The organism is Micromonospora sp. NBC_00421 (assembly GCF_036017915.1).
GTDB lineage: Bacteria > Actinomycetota > Actinomycetes > Mycobacteriales > Micromonosporaceae > Micromonospora.
On sequence record NZ_CP107929.1, the window covers coordinates 3,313,275 to 3,330,428 of the forward strand.

Annotated in this window: 18 protein-coding genes; 4 read left to right on the top strand and 14 right to left on the bottom strand. The window is 73.1% G+C overall.

Features of this window, described 5'->3' with window-relative positions:
• Positions 1-132 precede the first annotated feature (132 nt).
• Positions 133-1,134, bottom strand: coding sequence for an N-acetyl-gamma-glutamyl-phosphate reductase (gene argC / locus OHQ87_RS13640; RefSeq protein ID WP_328348407.1), 1,002 nt, complete (start codon positions 1,132-1,134; stop codon positions 133-135).
• Positions 1,135-1,344: 210 nt separating this feature from the next.
• Between argC and OHQ87_RS13645 the strand changes: the two genes are divergently transcribed.
• Entirely contained in the window at positions 1,345-3,078 is a 1,734-nt protein-coding gene (locus OHQ87_RS13645) for a beta-1,3-glucanase family protein (RefSeq protein ID WP_328348409.1), read from the top strand.
• A 75-nt stretch (positions 3,079-3,153) separates the two neighbouring features.
• Here the strand turns inward: OHQ87_RS13645 and pheT are convergent, their stop codons facing one another.
• The 9 genes from pheT to OHQ87_RS13690 form a co-directional block, all read right to left on the bottom strand.
• Positions 3,154-5,733: a phenylalanine--tRNA ligase subunit beta gene (pheT, locus tag OHQ87_RS13650; RefSeq protein WP_328348411.1), complete on the bottom strand. Its 2,580-nt coding sequence runs from the start codon at positions 5,731-5,733 to the stop codon at positions 3,154-3,156.
• 40 nt (positions 5,734-5,773) lie between these two features.
• A complete protein-coding gene (gene pheS / locus OHQ87_RS13655) occupies positions 5,774-6,853 on the bottom strand; it encodes a phenylalanine--tRNA ligase subunit alpha (RefSeq protein ID WP_328348413.1) in 1,080 nt (359 codons plus the stop codon).
• 212 nt (positions 6,854-7,065) lie between these two features.
• Positions 7,066-7,905: a TrmH family RNA methyltransferase gene (locus OHQ87_RS13660; RefSeq protein WP_328348415.1), complete on the bottom strand. Its 840-nt coding sequence runs from the start codon at positions 7,903-7,905 to the stop codon at positions 7,066-7,068.
• Positions 7,906-7,936: 31 nt separating this feature from the next.
• The gene (gene rplT, locus OHQ87_RS13665) at positions 7,937-8,329 is read right to left on the bottom strand and encodes a 50S ribosomal protein L20 (protein ID WP_328348417.1); all 393 of its coding nucleotides are present in this window, start codon (positions 8,327-8,329) and stop codon (positions 7,937-7,939) included.
• A 32-nt stretch (positions 8,330-8,361) separates the two neighbouring features.
• On the bottom strand, positions 8,362-8,556 hold the full coding sequence (rpmI, locus tag OHQ87_RS13670) for a 50S ribosomal protein L35 (RefSeq protein ID WP_007075851.1): 195 nt from the start codon (positions 8,554-8,556) through the stop codon (positions 8,362-8,364).
• 18 nt (positions 8,557-8,574) lie between these two features.
• Positions 8,575-9,225: a translation initiation factor IF-3 gene (infC, locus tag OHQ87_RS13675; protein WP_328348420.1), complete on the bottom strand. Its 651-nt coding sequence runs from the start codon at positions 9,223-9,225 to the stop codon at positions 8,575-8,577.
• 370 nt (positions 9,226-9,595) lie between these two features.
• Entirely contained in the window at positions 9,596-10,069 is a 474-nt protein-coding gene (locus OHQ87_RS13680) for a PH domain-containing protein (protein WP_328348422.1), read from the bottom strand.
• 94 nt (positions 10,070-10,163) lie between these two features.
• Positions 10,164-11,009 (bottom strand): ATP phosphoribosyltransferase, encoded by an 846-nt coding sequence (hisG, locus tag OHQ87_RS13685; protein WP_328348424.1) that lies wholly within the window; start codon positions 11,007-11,009, stop codon positions 10,164-10,166.
• A 46-nt stretch (positions 11,010-11,055) separates the two neighbouring features.
• Entirely contained in the window at positions 11,056-11,319 is a 264-nt protein-coding gene (locus OHQ87_RS13690; protein ID WP_132265090.1) for a phosphoribosyl-ATP diphosphatase, read from the bottom strand.
• A 196-nt stretch (positions 11,320-11,515) separates the two neighbouring features.
• Between OHQ87_RS13690 and OHQ87_RS13695 the strand changes: the two genes are divergently transcribed.
• From OHQ87_RS13695 to OHQ87_RS13705, 3 genes are read left to right on the top strand one after another with little or no spacing between them, the layout of a single operon-like run.
• The gene (locus OHQ87_RS13695; RefSeq protein ID WP_328348428.1) at positions 11,516-12,388 is read left to right on the top strand and encodes an ABC transporter substrate-binding protein; all 873 of its coding nucleotides are present in this window, start codon (positions 11,516-11,518) and stop codon (positions 12,386-12,388) included.
• Positions 12,389-12,393: 5 nt separating this feature from the next.
• Positions 12,394-13,263, top strand: coding sequence for an amino acid ABC transporter permease (locus OHQ87_RS13700; RefSeq protein WP_328348430.1), 870 nt, complete (start codon positions 12,394-12,396; stop codon positions 13,261-13,263).
• Position 13,264: 1 nt separating this feature from the next.
• A complete protein-coding gene (locus OHQ87_RS13705; RefSeq protein WP_328348432.1) occupies positions 13,265-14,008 on the top strand; it encodes an amino acid ABC transporter ATP-binding protein in 744 nt (247 codons plus the stop codon).
• Positions 14,009-14,022: 14 nt separating this feature from the next.
• Here the strand turns inward: OHQ87_RS13705 and ribH are convergent, their stop codons facing one another.
• From ribH to OHQ87_RS13725, 4 genes are read right to left on the bottom strand one after another with little or no spacing between them, the layout of a single operon-like run.
• Complete coding sequence (gene ribH, locus OHQ87_RS13710; RefSeq protein WP_328348838.1) at positions 14,023-14,523, bottom strand: 6,7-dimethyl-8-ribityllumazine synthase; 501 nt, start codon at positions 14,521-14,523, stop codon at positions 14,023-14,025.
• Positions 14,524-14,525: 2 nt separating this feature from the next.
• Complete coding sequence (locus OHQ87_RS13715; protein WP_328348434.1) at positions 14,526-15,803, bottom strand: bifunctional 3,4-dihydroxy-2-butanone-4-phosphate synthase/GTP cyclohydrolase II; 1,278 nt, start codon at positions 15,801-15,803, stop codon at positions 14,526-14,528.
• Positions 15,800-16,495 (bottom strand): nicotinamide riboside transporter PnuC, encoded by a 696-nt coding sequence (pnuC, locus tag OHQ87_RS13720; RefSeq protein ID WP_328348436.1) that lies wholly within the window; start codon positions 16,493-16,495, stop codon positions 15,800-15,802. Before pnuC ends, OHQ87_RS13715 begins: the two co-directional genes overlap by 4 nt.
• Entirely contained in the window at positions 16,492-17,154 is a 663-nt protein-coding gene (locus tag OHQ87_RS13725) for a riboflavin synthase (RefSeq protein ID WP_328348438.1), read from the bottom strand. The genes pnuC and OHQ87_RS13725 overlap by 4 nt, the downstream gene beginning before the upstream one ends.

Here is a 17,154-nt window from a genome sequence, read left to right on the forward strand (position 1 = left end):
CACTCCTCGCGCTCACCGATGCAGGCCTTTCGTTCGCGACTGCGGGGCTCCGCTGCGCTGCACTCCTCGCGCTCACCGATGCAGGCCTTTCGTTCGCGACTGCGGGGCTCCGCTGCGCTGCGCTCCTCGCGCTCATGGTGCTACTCCAAAGGCGGACAGGCCGGTGGTCTCGGGCAGGCCGAGCATCAGGTTGGCGTTCTGCACCGCCTGGCCGGCGGCGCCCTTGCCGAGGTTGTCGATGGCGCTGACCACGATCACCCGGCCGGAGTCGACGTCGACGGTGGCCTGCAGGTGGCAGGAGTTCGACCCGGCGGTGGCGGCGGTGTGCGGCCAGGCCCCCTCGGGCAGCAGGTGCACGAACGGCGCGTCGGCGTAGGCGGCGGCCAGCACGGCGCGCGGGTCGACGTCGCCGGTGGGCACGGCGGTGACGGTGGCGAGGATCCCGCGCGGCATGGGGGCGAGCACCGGGGTCAGCGACAGCCCGGTCGCGCCGGTGGCCTGCTTGATCTCCGGGACGTGCTGGTGCGCGCCGACCTTGTAGGGCGACAGGTCACCCATCACCTCGCTGCCGAGCAGGTGGGTCTTGGCGGCCCGACCGGCCCCGGAGGTGCCGGAGGCGGCGACCACGACCACGTCGGCCGGTGAGACCACGCCGGCGGCGATCAGCGGAGCCAGACCCAGGGTGATGGCCACGGCGTAGCAACCGGTGTTGGCGACCCGGGTGGCTCCGGCGATCGCGGTCCGCTGGCCGGGCAGCTCCGGCAGCCCGTACGTCCACGCCCCGGCGTGCGGGCCGCCGTAGTAGCGGGACCAGGCGTCGGCGTCGCGGAGCCGGTGGTCGGCACCCAGGTCGACCACCCGGACCGACTCCGGCAGGTCGGCGGCCAGCGCCGCCGACTCACCGTGCGGCAGGGCCAGGAAGACCAGGTCCGCGTCGGCCAGGACCGTCGGCTCCGTCGCCGCGAACACCAGATCCAGCCCCACGAGCTGCGGGTGTACGGCGGTGACCGGCGCGCCGGCCTGACGGTGCGCGGTGGCGGCGACCAGGTCGAACTCGGGATGACCGGCGATCAGGCGCAGCAGCTCACCCCCGGCGTAACCACTCGCCCCGGCGACCGCAACTCGGATACCCATTCCAACCTCCGCATGACTATGCAGAGAAGGTTAGCGGGGCCCCCACCTCGACGCAACTTAATACGTTCCACTGCATGGGCATGAGGGGTGACCTGGATCACTCAGGCACATTGACAGCCGTCACCGCTTTGGCCATTCTGAGAGAGCGCTCTCTAGCCTGCCTGTCAGCTCATATACCCCGCCTATACCCTGCACCCGAAGGAGTCGTCGTTGCGTACCCCGAGAAGCTGGACCACCGCGCTCGCCGCGATCACCCTCGCCAGCGTCACCGCCCTCGGCGCCACCACCGCGCCCACCCGCGCCGTCGGACCGTCCCCGCTACCGCTGACCGTCACCAACAACACCGGCCGGGCGGAGACCGTCCACCTCTACCTCCTCGGCGTCGACCTCGCCTCCGGCCGGCTCGGCTACGTCACCGCCGGGGGCACCTTCACCCCCTGGCCGGCCGGCGGCCAGCCACCCACCCCCGCCCCCGACGTCGCGATCGCCGGGCCCGCCAACGGCGGCACCGTCACCCTGCAGGTCCCCCGGGGCCTCTCCGGGCGGGTCTACTTCTCGTTCGGCCAGAAGCTGCGCTTCTCGCTGACCCCGGACGGCCTGGTCCAGCCGGCTCCCTGGGCGGCCGGTGACCCCAACCGCGACATCCTCTTCGACTGGTCCGAGTTCACCTACAACGACGCCGGGCTCTGGCTCAACAGCACCCAGGTCGACATGTTCGCCGTGCCGCACGCGGTCAGCGTCACCGGTGCCAGCGGTACCACCCGGCGAACCGGTCAGCTAGTCGGCGGCGGCCGGCAGGCCGTCATCGACGCAGTCCGGGCCCAACCCGGCTGGGCGGACACCGTCCAGACCCGGTCCGACGGCACGGTGCTGCGGGTGCTCTCCCCCGGCAAGGCCGTCGACGCCGGCCGGTTCGCGTCCGGCTACCTCGACCCGTACATCGACGCCGCCTGGCGCTCCTACACCACCCGGACGCTGACCGTGACGCCGTTCACCGACCGGCCCGACGTGCGCTACCTCGGTCGTACCGCCGGCACCACGATGACGTTCACCGACCCGGCCGGCCGACAGGTCGCCACCTTCACCAGGCCGACCAGCTCCGACGTGTGGGACTGCGACGGGGCGCTCGCCGCTCCCAACGACCAGGTGGTCGGGCCGATCGCCCGGACGCTCTGCGCCGCCCTGCACCGCGCCACCCTCGACACCATCACCACGCAGCCCGGCGGCGGTCCGGCCGACTTCTACCGGGGCACGCTGACCAACCACTACTCCCGGATCATCCACCAGCACATGGTCGACGGCCGGGCGTACGGCTTCGCCTTCGACGACGTGCTCGCCCAGGAGTCCCTGGTGCACGACGGCGACCCACGCGCCGCCGGCCTCACCCTCACCCCGTTCACCGGTAGCGCCACGCCGACGCCCACCGTCGCCCCGACCCCCACCGCCGGCCCGACCTCGTCCCCCGGCCAGCCGTGGAACGCGACCCGCCACCTCCAGGCCGACGGCACCCTGGCCGGCGTCACCGGACCCACCGGCACGGTCACCCTGGCGGCGGCGAACGGCAACCACGACGGCACCCCCACCAATGCCCGGGTCTTCACCGCCCGTGGGCTCACCGGCACCTGGACCGGCGGAGCAACCACCTTCGACCTGGCCGTCGACGCCGGCACCGCAGTCGGCGACGGCGTCCAGGCCCGGGTGTCGTACGACCTCACCGGCGACGGCACCGCCGACCGGGTCGAGACGTACGCCTACTTCGCCACCGACCCGGTGCCCGGCGTCGAGCGCTACCGGCAGACCCAGGGGCTGCGCTCGGCCACCGGCTCCCTCGGCAACCTGCGCGGCGGGACGGTGACCGTGCAGGTGTGGAACGCCATCGGCGGCACCCCGACCAGCCTCGGCGTCGGCGACGCCTCCCGCGTCGTGCTGCCCTTCACCGGCTGACCAGGAAGACCGCCCAGAACGGGCGGCGGCCCCGACCCGGGTCAGCCGGGTCGGGGCCGCCGCCGTCGGTGTGCCTCAGGCGCCGCGCAGGGTCGCCCCGAACCGCTCGGCGGCGACGGCGACGGCGGCGTCCCGGGCGGCCACCGCCTCCTCCACGGTCAGCGTCCGGTCCGGCGCCCGGAAGGTCAGCTTGTACGCCAGCGACCGGCGGCCCGCGCCGAGCGACTCCGAGGCGTACACGTCGAAGAGCCGGACCTGCTCCAGCAGCGCACCGGCGCCCTCCACCAGCGCGGCCCGGACGTCGGCGGCCGGCACCGACTCGTCGAGCACCAGCGCCACGTCGATCAACGCCGGCGGGAACCCGGACACGACCGGCGCGGACGCCACCGGCGCGGCCGGCAGGGCGTCCAGGTCCAACTCCATGGCGCTGGTGCGGCGGGGCAGCTCCAACGCCGCCACCACAGTCGGGTGCAGCTCGCCGGCGTGGCCGACCACCACCCCGTCGACCACCAGCGCGGCACAGCGACCGGGGTGCCAGGGGGCGTGCTCGGCGGCCCGTACCTCGATCCGGTCGGCTGGCAGGTCGGCGGCGGCGAGCACCGCCCGGCCGGCCTCCACGGCGTCGGCCCAACCGGCGGCCCGGCCCGCGCCCCACCAGCCGGCCGGCTCCACGTCACCGGTGAGCACCACCGCGACGTGCCGGGGCTGGGCCGGCACCACCGCGTCGGCGGCGGCGAACTCGGCGTCGGTGGGACGTCGGTCCACCCCCATGGCCGGCGGCGCGCCCACGCCGGGACGTGGGTGGAACACCGTGCCGATCTCGTACAGCGCGAGGTCACGGTGGCCCCGGCCCAGGTTGCGCTTGAGGATGCCGAGCAGCGGGCCGAGCAGCGTGGTGCGCAGCAGCGGCTCCTCCTCCGACAGCGGGTTGGCCAGTCGCACCGCCGGCCGACGCGGGTCGTCGGCGGGCAGCCCGAGCTGGTCGGCCAGCTCCGGGGCGACGAACGGCAGGGCCAGCACCTCGACGTACCCGCGTTCGGCGAGCGAGCGGGCCACCGCCCGGCGGCGGCGCTGCTGCCAGGTCAGACCCCGGCCGGGCGGCGCGGTGGGCAAAACCGACGGCACCCGGTCGTACCCGTCGAGGCGGACCACCTCCTCGACCAGGTCGGCCGGGTCGGTGAGGTCGGGCCGCCAGGTCGGCGGGGTGACGGTGAGCACGTCGCCGGTGCCGGCGGTCGTCCCTACCGCCCCCGGGTCCTCGGCCAGCCGGTCGCCGCCCCGGCTCACCGTGCAGCCCACCTGTTCCAGCAGGTCGACCACCCGCTGCGGGGAGTAGGCCACCCCGATCCGGCGCGACGGCAGGTCGGCCGGGAGGACGACCTGGCGCATCGGCCGGACGTGGTCGAGGTCGAGGATCTCCGCGCCGGCCTCGCCACCGCCGTGCGCGGTGAGCAGCTCGACGGCGCGCTGGAGGGCCACCAGCGGCAGGGCCGGGTCGACGCCCCGCTCCCACCGCTTGGCCGCCTCGCTGAACAGCCGGTGTCGCCGGGCGGTCCGGCCGACCATCACCGGATCCCAGTGGGCGGCCTCCAACAGCACGTTGGTGGTGCCGCCGACCACCTCGCTGGTCTCGCCGCCCATCACCGCGGCCAACGAGATCGGGACGCCGCCGCCCTCACCCGCGAGGGAGTTGGGTAGCCCGGCGTCGCAGATCACCATGTCCTCGACGGTCAGCGCCCGGGTGACCCCGTCCAGGGTGGTCACCTTCTCCCCCGCCTCGGCCCGGCGGACCACCAGCGGGCCGGTGATCCGGTCGGCGTCGAAGGCGTGCATCGGTTGGCCCAACTCGAGCATCACGTAGTTGGTGATGTCGACAGGCAGCGAGATGCTGCGGATGCCGGCCACCGTCAGCCGCTGCCGCATCCAGCCGGGCGTGACCGCCGTCGGGTCGACGCCCCGGACCAGCCGGGCGGTGAACCGGTCGCAGCCGACGGTGTCGCGTAGCTGCACCGGGTACGCCGGCTCGGCCGTCCCGGCCGGCGCGGGCACCCGGCCCGGATCCCGGAAGGACAGGCCCAGGGCGTACGCCAACTCCCGGGCGATGCCCCGCACGCTCAGCGCGTACCCCCGGTCGGGGGTGATCTCCAGCTCGACCACGACGTCGTCGAGCCCCACCACCGGGCGGGCGTCGTCGCCGGGCCGGGCCGGGGTGTCCGGCGGCAGCACGATGATGCCGGAGTGGTCATCGCCGAGGCCCAGCTCCTGCGCCGAGCAGATCATGCCGGCCGAGGTGCGGCCGTACGTCTTGCGCGCGCCGATGGCGAAGTTGCCGGGCAGCACCCCGCCGGGCAGGATCACCACGACCCGGTCGCCGGGGGCGAAGTTGCGTGCCCCGCAGACGATCTCCTGCGGCTCGCCGGTGCCGTTGGCGGTGCCGACGTCGACCAGGCAGTGCCGGATCGGCTTCTTGAAGCCGGTCAGCTCCTCGATCTCGCGGACCTCACCGACGACAAGCGGACCGGTGACCGTCCGGCGCAGGTCCACCACGGACTCGACCTCGATGCCGAGGTCGACCAGGGCCTGCTCCAGATCCTCGGTGGGCAGGTCGACGGGGAGGTCGACGTACTCCCGCAGCCAACTGACAGAAACTCGCATGACTCAGACCACCGTCTCCGTGACTCGTACCCGCATCGCCCTACGCCCCGGCCCCGAACGCGCGGCTGAACCGCACGTCGCCCTCGGCCATGTCCCGCATGTCGCTGACCCCGTGCCGGAACATCACCGTCCGGTCGATGCCCATGCCGAACGCGAACCCGGAGTAGACCTCCGGGTCGATGCCGCAGGCGCGCAGCACCCTCGGGTTGACCATGCCGCAACCACCCCACTCGACCCAGCGCGGGCCGTCCCGGTGCTCGGGGAACCAGACGTCGAACTCCCCCGACGGCTCGGTGAACGGGAAGTAGTGCGGACGCCAGCGGGTCTTCGCGCCCTCGCCGAACATGGCCCGGGCGAAGTGGTCCAGGGTGCCACGCAGGTGCGCCATCGTGATGCCCTTGTCGACCACCAGGCCCTCGACCTGGTGGAAGACCGGCGCGTGGGTGGCGTCCAGCTCGTCGGTGCGGTAGACCCGGCCGGGCACCACCACGTAGATGGGGGGCTTGCGGCTGAGCATGGTGCGCGCCTGCACCGGGGAGGTGTGGGTCCGCAGCACCAGGCCGGAGGTCTGGGCGCCCGGCGGCGGTGCGATGTGGAAGGTGTCCATCAACCCGCGCGCCGGATGGTCGGCGGGGATGTTCAACGCGTCGAAGTTGGTCCACTCCAACTCGACCTCGGGGCCCTCGGCCACCTCGTAGCCCATCCCGACGAACAGATCGCTGATCTGCTCCATCAGGGTGGACAGCGGGTGCCGGGCCCCCCGGGGCCGCCGGTCGTACGGCAGGGTCACGTCGACCCGCTCCTCGACCAGCACCCGGGCGGCCTGCTCCCGGTCCAGCACCTCGGCACGGGCGGCGTACGCGGACTCGATCGCCCGGCGGGCCTCGTTGACCCGCTTGCCGGCGTCGGATTTCGCGGCCGGTGGCAGCGCGCCGATCTCCCGGCGGGCCAGCGACACCGGGGACCGGTCGCCGAGGTGCGCGGGGCGCAACGCGGTAAGCGCGTCGGGGTCGGCGGCGGCGGCGAACGCCTGCTCGGCATCGGCCACGGCCCCGGCCAGGGCGGCCGGGTCGAGCAGGGCGACCTGCTTCGGGTCGTACGGATCGTTGCGGTAGCTCATGGCGTACGGGCACTCCCTCACGGCGGCGCCGGCCCTCCCGGGCGGCTAGGCGAGTCTACGGACGCGCGACTGTGCCGCAGCCCGCCGGTGGGAGTTGCGCGCGGGGAAGGGTCAGGCCCGCCGCCCGCCGACACCGGCGGGCTGGCTAAACGAACGCCGAGGCGCGTTCCTCACGTGACCGACTCCCCTGCTGGGTGTGCGCGTGACCGGGGTCAGCGCAGTGCTCGGGCTGAAGCGTACAGGCAGACGGCGGCGGCCGCAGCCAGGTTGAGGCTCTCGGCCCGCCCGTGCAGCGGCACCCGGACCCGGGCGTCGGCGGCGGCGGTCAGCTCCCCGGGCAGGCCGTGCGCCTCGGAGCCGAACAGCCAGCCGGTGGGGGCGGCGAGCCGGCCGTGGTCGACGAGGTCGTCGAGGTCGCTGTCGCCGTACCCGGTGGTGGCGAAGACGGTGAGCCCGGCGGTGCGCAGCGCGGCGACCGCCGCGAGCGGGTCGGGGGCGCGGACCACGTCGACGTGGAACAGGCTGCCGGCCGAGGCCCGCACGCACTTGCCGTTGTAGGGATCGACGGTGTCCCCGGCGAAGACCACCGCGCCCGCGCCGGCCGCGTCGGCGGTTCGCAGCACGGTGCCGGCGTTGCCCGGATCCCGGATCCCGGCGAGCACCGCGACCAGGCGCGGTCCGCGCGCCAGGGCAGTCGTCAGCGGTACGTCGAGGTGCCGGCAGACGGCGACCACCCCCTGCGGGGCGACGGTCTCGGTCAGCGCGGCCAGGGCCTCGTCGGTGACCTCGGAGACCGGCAGGTCGGCGTGGGCGGCCCGGGCCGCCAGGTCGGCGTGCCGGTCGAGCCCGCCCGGGGTGCCGAACAGCTCCACCACCGTGTCGGTACGGTCGAGCGCCTCACGGACCGCCTGCGGCCCCTCGGCCAGGAACCGGCCGGTCGTGTCCCGGTCCCGCCGCCGGTGCAACCGGCGGGCGGCGACCACCCTGGGGGTACGCGGGGTGAACGGGCCGGTGACGGCGTCGAGGCGCCTCCCGCGCGGTGGTGACTGCATGGGAGACGCCTCGATCTGCTGCCGGGGTGGGTCAGGCGGCCTGGGCCGCGGCGCCACCGGTGCCCTCGGCCGTCACGGCGGCCCGGGCAAGCTCGACGATCGCGGCGAACGCCGCGGCGTCGTGGACGGCCAGGTCGGCCAGGATCTTGCGGTCGACCTCGATGCCGGCCAGCCGCAGGCCCTGGATGAGCCGGTTGTAGGTCATGCCGTTGGCCCGGGCGCCAGCGTTGATGCGCTGGATCCAGAGCTGCCGGAAGTCGCCCTTGCGGTCGCGACGGTCCCGGTAGGCGTACTGCATCGAGTGCAGCACCTGCTCCTTGGCCTTGCGGTACAGCCGGGAGCGCTGACCGCGGTAACCGCTCGCGGTCTCCAGTACGGTACGACGCTTCTTCTGGGCGTTCACAGCCCGCTTGACGCGTGCCATCTCAACTCCTTATTCGGTTCAGGTGGCGCGCGTCAGCGGCCGAGCAGCTTCTTGATGCGCTTGGTGTCGGCCTTGGCCAGCTCGACCGTGCCGGTCAGCCGCCGGGTCTGGGTGGAGGGCTTCTTCTCCAGGTTGTGGCGAAGGCCGGCCTGCTGGGCGACGATCTTGCCCTTGCCGGTCACCTTGACCCGCTTACCCATACCCGTGTGGCTCTTCATCTTCGGCATGTGGAACGTCTCTCCCTGTTACTGGCCGCTGGGGTCAGCGGTCGGGCCGGTCTCGCCGGCTGTTGCGGTCTCGCCGGCCACCGGGGCCTCGCCCTCTGCCGGCGGCGCTGACTCGTCCGTGGTCCGGTCCCGGGGACCGGTGCGGGACGCCGTGGCGGCGACCGCGGAGGCCTTGACGGCCCGGTGCGGAGCGAAGACCATGATCATGTTTCGACCGTCCTGCTTCGGAGCGGCCTCGACGTATCCCAGGTCCGTGATCTCGGACTCGAGCCGGCGCAGGAGCCGGTAACCCAGCTCCGGGCGGCTCTGCTCGCGACCGCGGAACATGATCGTCACCTTGACCTTGTCGCCCGCCTTGAGGAACCGCACCACGTGACCCTTCTTGGTCTCGTAGTCGTGCGGGTCGATCTTCGGCCGGAGCTTCATCTCCTTGATGACGGTCTGCTGCTGGTTACGCCGCGCTTCGCGCGCCTTGAGTGCGCTCTCGTACTTGAACTTGCCGAAGTCCATGAGCTTGCACACCGGCGGGCGCGCCATCGGCGCAACCTCGACCAGGTCCAGGTCGACGTCCGCGGCCAACTGCAGGGCGCGCTCCAGCGGGACGATGCCCACCTGCTCACCCTCAGGGCCGACCAGTCGGACCTCACGTGCCCGGATCTGATCGTTCACGCGTGGTTCGACGCTGATGGGGCCTCCTCGAGTCGGATCTGCTACGTGGCCGACCCCGCGTGGCCCCCGGGTGGGGGCGACCCGGAAAGCAGAAGGCCCCGGCGCATGCCAGGGCCCGCTCGACCGGTCGGCACGATCACATGATCGCGCATCCGGCACCGGGACGAGCCCGGAACCGGTGACCGGACCCGGCCACCGACTGGGGTGACTCGGGTGGGAGCAGGCGCTCCGCTTCGGGACCACCCGCACGCCGAGGCGGGGGCAGTCTGGTCGACTTGCCCACACTACACCCGCGCCTCGACCATCCCCAAACCGGGCCCGCAGGTCAGCGGTGGGCCCGCGGTCGCCGGGTCGGCCTCGGCCGGGGCACTCAGGGGTGGGTCGGGGCGCCGCCGAGACGGGACAGGTGCGCCTGGTGCAACCGGCGCAACGCACGGACCCCGTCGACCGCGATCTCCTTGTCGGCCGCCTGGAGGGCCACCATCGGCAGCAGGTCGTCGTCGCGCAGCTCCAGGCTGGCCCACGGTGCGCCCCGGTCGAAGCGCACCCCCCGGACCACCTCCCAGGGCAGCTCGTACGAGCTCACCACGTTGCGTACCCGGACACCACGGACATCCGCCTCGACCCGGGGCCGGGTGAACAGCAGGATGCCGAGCGCGCCGAGCACCCCGAGGCCGACCATGGCGAACTGGTCACCACGCTGGAAGCTGCCGTAGCCTTCACCGGTCGCCCCGGTCAGCGAGGTGGCCACCAGGGTGAATACCACCAGCAGGGCAACCGCCGAGGCCCAGCAGACGACCCGGATGCGACGCGGCTTCAGGCAGATCAACTCGGTGTCGCTCACCCGGCCAGTCTGCCACCCGCCCCCGGCAGCCGCCGCGCCGCCACCCGCCCCCACCAGGTCGGCCGCTTCCGGGCCGGCCTGGTGGGGGCGGGAGTCAGAGGCGGCAGGCGTGGATGTTGGTGACCAGAATGGCGCGGGCGCCCAACTCGTACAGCTCGTCCATGATCCGGTGCACGTCGTCGCGGAGCACCATCGCCTGCACGGCGACCCAGCCCTCCCGGTGCAGCGGGGAGACCGTCGGCGACTCGATGCCCGGGGTGAGCGCGCTGGCCCGGTCGAGCAGTCCGGCCGGCACGTCGTAGGCGAGCATCACGTAGCGGCGGGCCACCAGCACCCCGTGCAGACGGCGCAGCAACTGCTCCGCCTGCGGGTGCGCCGGCGCGGCGGCCCGGCGGACCAGCACCGCCGAGGAACGCAGCAGCGGGTCACCGAAGACCACCAGCCCGGCCTGGCGCAGCGTCGCACCGGTCTCCACCACGTCGGCGACGACGTCGGCGACGCCGAGCCGGATGGCGTTCTCCACCGCGCCGTCGAGCCGGATCACGTCGGCCTTGACGCCGAGTTCGGCGAGGTAGCGCTCGACCAGCCCCGGGTACGCGGTGGCGATCCGGTGCCCGCCCAACTGCTGGACGTCGCCGACGTCCTCGGGGCGGGCGGCGAAGCGGAAGGTGGCCCGGCCGAAGGCCAGGTCGACCACCTCCTCGGCGGGAGCGCCGGAGTCGATCAGCAGGTCCCGGCCGGTGATCCCGACGTCCAGGTCACCCGAGCCGACGTAGGTGGCGATGTCCTTCGGCCGCAGATAGAAGAACTCGATGTCGTTGGCCTCGTCCGGGCAGACCAGGTCCTTGGGGTCGGTGCGCTGGCGGTAACCCGCCTCACGCAGCATCTGGGCGGCCTTCTCGGCCAGGGCGCCCTTGTTGGGTACGGCGACACGCAGCATGACGGAGTGCTCCTTCGCTCGGATCGGATCGGCGACGCGGGCGCACTCACAGATGTCGGTAGACGTCCTTCAGCTCCAGACCACTTGCCAGCATCAGCACCTGCACCTGGTAGAGCAGCTGGGAGATCTCCTCGGCGGTGCGCTCCGGCCCCTCGTGCTCGGCGGCCATCCACGACTCGGCCGCCTCCTCGACGACCTTCTTGCCGACGAAGTGCACCCCCTTGGACAGGGCGGCGACCGTGCCCGAACCCGGCGTGCCGGCGGCGGCCTTGGCCTGGAGCTCGGCGAACAACTCCTCGAACGTCTTCACGGGTCCGGATTCTTCCAGCTTCCCGTCGGGGCCGTGCGCTCCGGGTCCGGGCGCGTCGTCCCGCCCACCGCATGCCTCCCGCAGGCTGGGACGGTGACCGGTCACGGACGCCGGACCGACCCGGCGGATATCGATCTCCCATCTACCTGATGGGACACCTTTCGGGGGATCGGCGTCCTTCTCTATCCTGGCGGCCATGGTCAGCAGCAGCTCACGTACCCGCACCGCCGCCACCGCCGTCGCCGCGCTCCTGGTCGCGGTGGCCGGATGCGCACCCCAGGACAACCTCCCCACCCCCGACGCCGCCCCCACCACGCCGTCCTGCACCAAGGAGGGGCTGAAGACCCGGACGGCCGGCAAGCTCACCGTCGCCACCGACGAGCCCGCCTACGAGCCGTGGTTCCGGGGCAACAAGCCGGACAGCGGCGAGGGCTTCGAGTCCGCCGTCGCGTACGCGGTGGCCGAGAAGCTCGGGTACGCCCGCGGGGACGTCACCTGGACCCGGGTCAAGTTCGACACCGCCATCGCCCCCGGCCCGAAGAACTTCGACTTCGACATCAACCAGTTCTCCATCACCGAGGAACGCAAGCAGGCGGTCGACTTCTCCCCGCCGTACTACCTGGTGCGGCAGACGGTGATCGCGCTCAAGTCGTCGAAGATCGCCGGGAAGAAGTCGATGGCGGACCTGAAGGACGCCAAGCTCGGCGCGCAGGTCGGCACGACCAGCTACCAGGCGATCACCGACCTGATCAAGCCGAAGGCGAAGCCGCAGGTCTACAACAGCAACGACGACGCCAAGAAGGCCCTGCAGAACGGTCAGCTCGACGGCCTTGTGGTCGACCTGCCCACGGCGTTCTACATCACCGGCTCGGAGCTCACCGACGCCACGGTGGTCGGGCAACTGCCACAGGTGGGCGCGCCCGAGGCGTTCGGGCTGCTGCTGGACAAGGACTCCCCGATCACCTTCTGCGTCAGCCGGACGATCGGTGAGCTCTCCGAGGCCGGCACCCTCAAGCAGCTGGAGCAGAAGTGGCTCGCCCAGGTGGCCGGAGCAACCGAACTCCGGTGAGGCCGGTGCCATCGCGCGAAGACAGCCCGACGTCACGCCGGCAGCACACCCCCTCGGCGGCCCAGCGGCGGCGGGCCGCGTACCGGCGGCGGCAGACGACCCGCAGCGTGCTGGTCGCCGCCGCCTCCACGGCGGTGCTCGGCACGCTGCTGGTCGTCGCGGTCACCGGGGCACCCGGCTGGGACCGGGTCCGCCTGTCGTTCCTCGATCCGGCGATCGCCCGGGACGCCCTGCCCGAGGTGCTCACCGGGCTGTGGCTCAACGTCCGGCTGCTGGTCTGCTGCGCGGTCGGGGCGCTGCTGCTCGGGCTGCTGATCGCGCTGCTGCGTACCCTGCGCGGGCCGGTCTTCTTCCCGGTCCGCGCGCTCGCCGCCGGCTACACGTACACCTTCCGGGGCCTGCCGCTGATCATCGTGCTGTACGTGCTCACCCTCGGCGTGCCCGGCCTGCGGTTGCAGGGCATGCCCCCGGTGCTGGTGCTCGGCGGGCTGGCGCTGGTGCTCACCTACGGCGGCTACCTGGCGGAGGTGTTCCGGGCCGGCATCGAGTCGATCCACCCGAGCCAGCTCGCGGCGGCCCGCTCACTCGGGCTGACCTACCGGCAGACCATGCGGCACGTGGTGCTGCCACAGGCCGTCCGGCGGGTCGCGCCGCCGCTGCTCAACGACGTGGTGGCGATGCAGAAGGACGTCGGCCTGGTCTCCCTGGCCGGCCCGATCGACGCGGTCCGGGCGGCCCAGATCGCCACCGCGGAGACCTTCAACTACACCCCGTACATCCTGGCCGGGGTGCTGTTCGTGCTGCTGGCCATCCCGCTGATCGCGGTCACCGACTGGGTGACGCTGCGCTCGGCCCGACGCCAGTCCGGAGGTTGAGATGGCCGTGCTGACCTGCCGGGGGTTACGCAAGGAGTTCGGCGACCAGGTGGTGCTCGACGGCCTCGACCTGACCGTCGAGGAGCACCAGGTGGTCGCGCTGATCGGTGCGTCCGGCTCGGGCAAGTCGACCCTGCTGCGCTGCGTCAACCTGCTTGAGGAGCTGGACGACGGGACCATCGAGCTGGACGGCGAGGAGATCTCCGATCCCCGGGTCGACCCCGACCGGGTACGCCGGCGGATCGGCATGGTCTTCCAGTCGTACAACCTGTTTCCGCACCTGAGCGTGGTGGAGAACGTCGTCCTCGCCCCGCGCCGGGTGCACCGGAGGGGGCGGGCCGAGGCCGAGGCGCAGGCCCGGGAGCTGCTGGACCGGGTGGGGTTGGGCGGGAAGGCGGACGCCTACCCGGACCGGCTCTCCGGCGGTCAGCAGCAGCGGGTGGCGATCGTCCGGGCGCTGGCCAACTCGCCCCGGCTGATGCTGCTGGACGAGGTCACCTCGGCGCTCGACCCGGAGCTGGTCGGTGAGGTGCTGTCGCTGATCCGGGACCTGAAGGCCGACGGGATGACCATGGTGCTGGCCACCCACGAGATGGGGTTCGCCCGGGAGGTCGCCGACCAGGTCTGCTTCCTCGACGCGGGCCGGGTGGTCGAGGCCGGGCCGCCCGCCCAGGTGCTCGGCGAGCCGACCCAGCCCCGCACCCGCCAGTTCCTCAGGCGGATCATCGACGCCGGCCGCCTCTGACGGGCCGGACGGGGTCAGCCGGCGAAGCCGACGCGGTGGCCGTTGGCGGTGGCGACGGCCCTGATCGCCAGCGCGGCGTCCAGCGCGGCCACGGTCGCCGACCACCCCTTGTCCTCGGCCGAGCCGGGCAGCCCGGCCCGGTCCCGGGCCTGCGCGATGGTCTCCACGGTCAGCACCCCGTGCGCCACCGGCTTGCCCTCGTCCAGGGCGACCCGGGTCAGCCCGTCGGTCACCGACCGGCAGACGTAGTCGAAGTGGGCGGTCGCGCCGCGTACCACCACGCCCAGCGCCACCACCACGTCGCAGCGGCGGGCCAGGGCCTGCGCCACCACCGGCAGCTCCACCGAGCCGGCCACCCGGGCCGTCACCGCCCGCGCCCCGCACGCCTGCGCGGCGGCGACGGCCCGGTCGAGCATGTGGTCGGTCAGCTCGCCGTGCCAGCGCGCGGCCACCACCCCGACGGTCAGTCCGGTGGCGTCCACCGCCGTCACTCCGGGCTCGCCGAAACCCGCCATGGTCATGCTCCGATCTCGTCGCCGGGGACCGGGCGGCCCATCGGGGCCTCGGTCACCTCGTCCAGCTCGTCCAACAGGTGGCCCATCCGGTCCCGCTTGGTCCGCAGGTAGCGGACGTTCTCCGGATGCGGCCGGACCGGCAGCCCCGCCCGGCCGGTGATGGTCAACCCGTACCCCTCCAGGCCGGCGCGCTTGGCCGGGTTGTTGGTGAGCAGCCGCATCGACCGCACACCCAGGTCGTAGAGGATCTGCGCGCCGGTGCCGTAGTCCCTGGCGTCGGTGGGCAGCCCCAGGTCGAGGTTCGCGTCCACGGTGTCGCGGCCCTGGTCCTGGAGCTGGTACGCCTGGAGCTTGTGCAGCAGGCCGATGCCCCGCCCCTCGTGCCCGCGCACGTAGAGCACCACGCCCCGCCCCTCCTGGGCCACCCGGGCCAGCGACGCCTGCAACTGCGGCCCGCAGTCGCAGCGCAGCGAGCCGAAGACATCCCCGGTGAGGCACTCGGAGTGCACCCGGACCAGCACGTCGTGGCCGTCACCCAGGTCACCGAAGACCATCGCGACGTGCTCGGCCGGGTCGTGTTCGGCCCGGTAGCCCAGCGCCCGGAACACCCCGTGCGGGGTGGGCATCCGCGCCTCGGCGACCTGCTCGACCTGCTTCTCGTGCCGCCGCCGGTAGGCCACCAGGTCGGCGATGGTGACCAGGGTGAGGGAGTGCTCGGCGCAGAACTTCTGCAGTTCCGGCAGGCGCATCATGGTGCCGTCGTCGTTGACCAGCTCGCAGAGCACCCCGGCCGGACGCAGCCCGGCCAGCCGGGTCAGGTCGACCGCCGCCTCGGTGTGCCCGGGTCGGCGCAGCACCCCGCCCTCACGGGCCCGCAGGGGTACCACGTGGCCGGGGCGGGCCAGGTCCGTCGGGTCGGTGCCGGGGTCGGCGAGCAGCCGGATGGTGTGCGCCCGGTCCGCGGCGGAGATGCCGGTGCTGACCCCCTCCCGGGCGTCCACGGTCACCGTGTACGCGGTGCCGCGCCGGTCCTGGTTGGTGTGGTGCATCGGCGGCAGGTCCAGCCGGTCACACTCCGACTCGGTCAGCGGGACGCAGACGTAGCCGGAGGTCCATCGGACCATGAAGGCGAGCAGCTCCGGGGTGGCCAGTTCGGCCGCGAAGATCAGGTCGCCCTCGTTCTCCCGGTCCTCGTCGTCGACCACCACGACGGGACGGCCGGCGGCGATGTCCGCCACCGCCTCCTCGATGCGGGCGAAGGTGACCGCCTGTGTGCTCATGCCACGACCTCCGAGTAGGTGGGCGGGATCGACACCGATGCCGCGCGGGCAGCCCGCGAGCTGCGCCACCAGGCGACGAAGCCCCAGCCGCAGAGGGCGCCGTAGACCAGGTACATGGCCGCCGAGGGGTAGAAGCCGCCGCGCAGCAGCAGCGGTACGCCGACCGCGTCCACGGCGATCCAGACCAGCCAGAACTCCACCCAGCCCCGGGCCATGCCGTAGGTGGCAAGCAGGCTGCCGGTGAGGATCCAGGCGTCGGGCAGTGGTCCCCACGAGCCGAGCGCGGCGAGCACGGGATAGCCGAGGGCGGTGCCGACGACGGCGGCGAGCAGCAGGCCCAGCCGTTCCCGGCCGGTGGCCCAGCGGGGGCTGACCGCCGGCCCGTCGCCGCCGCGCCGGCGGTTGCTCGACCAGCGCCACCAGCCGTAGACGCTGACCGCGAAGAAGAAGACCTGCCGGCCCGCCTGACCGTAGAGATCGTGTGCCTGCGGGGTGGCGAACACGCCGCCGAGGAAGACGGTGAACAGCAACCCGTTGCCGATCATGCCGACCGGCCAGGCCCAGACCAGCCGGCGCAGTCCGAGCAGCGCCGAGACCAGACCGAAGACATTGCCGACGATCTCCCGGACCAGCACCGGGGAACCGAGGAGGTGCACCTGGGCGTCGAGCAGCCAACCTGTCGGCCCGGTCACCGGGCACCTCCGTCGACGGGCGGGGCCGGGTCGATGGTGTCGTCGGTCGGTGCCGGGCCGGCTGCTGGCCGGGTGCCGAGGAGGCGTTCGACGTACTTGGCCAGGACGTCCACCTCGAGGTTGACCGGAGCACCGACGCCCCGCCCGCCGAGCGTGGTGAGTCTCAGGGTGGTGGGGATCAGCCCGACGGTGAACCAGTCGTCGCCGACCGCCGCCACGGTCAGCGACACCCCGTCGACGGTGATCGAGCCCTTCTCCACCACGTACCGGGCCAGCGCGGCGGGGAGGCGGAACCGCAGTGTCTCCCACTGCGCGGCCGGCTCCCGGGAGAGCACTTCGCCGACCCCGTCGACGTGCCCCTGCACCAGGTGCCCGCCGAGCCGGCTGTTCAGCGCGGCGGCCCGCTCCAGGTTGACCGGGTCGCCGGGGCGCAGCCCGCCGAGCGCGGACCGCCGCAGCGTCTCGCCCATCACGTCGGCGGTGAACGCCCCGCCGTCGACGTCGACCACGGTCAGACAGACCCCGTTGACCGCGATGGAGTCGCCGTGCCGGGCGTCCGAGGTGACAAGCGGGCCGCGGATCGCGACCAGCGCCGAGTCACCCCCGGTGTCGACGATCCGGACGACCTCGCCCAACTCCTCGACGATGCCGGTGAACAT

Excerpts from the sequence above, each read along its gene's own strand:
- argC (WP_328348407.1), bottom strand. The coding sequence starts at position 1,134 with ATGGGTATCCGAGTTGCGGTCGCCGGGGCGAGTGGTTACGCCGGGGGT.
- pheT (WP_328348411.1), bottom strand. The coding sequence starts at position 5,733 with ATGCGAGTTTCTGTCAGTTGGCTGCGGGAGTACGTCGACCTCCCCGTC.
- pheS (WP_328348413.1), bottom strand. The coding sequence starts at position 6,853 with ATGAGCTACCGCAACGATCCGTACGACCCGAAGCAGGTCGCCCTGCTC.
- OHQ87_RS13660 (WP_328348415.1), bottom strand. The coding sequence starts at position 7,905 with ATGCAGTCACCACCGCGCGGGAGGCGCCTCGACGCCGTCACCGGCCCG.
- rplT (WP_328348417.1), bottom strand. The coding sequence starts at position 8,329 with ATGGCACGCGTCAAGCGGGCTGTGAACGCCCAGAAGAAGCGTCGTACC.
- rpmI (WP_007075851.1), bottom strand. The coding sequence starts at position 8,556 with ATGCCGAAGATGAAGAGCCACACGGGTATGGGTAAGCGGGTCAAGGTG.
- hisG (WP_328348424.1), bottom strand. The coding sequence starts at position 11,009 with ATGCTGCGTGTCGCCGTACCCAACAAGGGCGCCCTGGCCGAGAAGGCC.
- OHQ87_RS13695 (WP_328348428.1), top strand. The coding sequence starts at position 11,516 with ATGGTCAGCAGCAGCTCACGTACCCGCACCGCCGCCACCGCCGTCGCC.
- OHQ87_RS13705 (WP_328348432.1), top strand. The coding sequence starts at position 13,265 with ATGGCCGTGCTGACCTGCCGGGGGTTACGCAAGGAGTTCGGCGACCAG.
- ribH (WP_328348838.1), bottom strand. The coding sequence starts at position 14,523 with ATGGCGGGTTTCGGCGAGCCCGGAGTGACGGCGGTGGACGCCACCGGA.
- OHQ87_RS13715 (WP_328348434.1), bottom strand. The coding sequence starts at position 15,803 with ATGAGCACACAGGCGGTCACCTTCGCCCGCATCGAGGAGGCGGTGGCG.
- OHQ87_RS13725 (WP_328348438.1), bottom strand. The coding sequence starts at position 17,154 with ATGTTCACCGGCATCGTCGAGGAGTTGGGCGAGGTCGTCCGGATCGTC.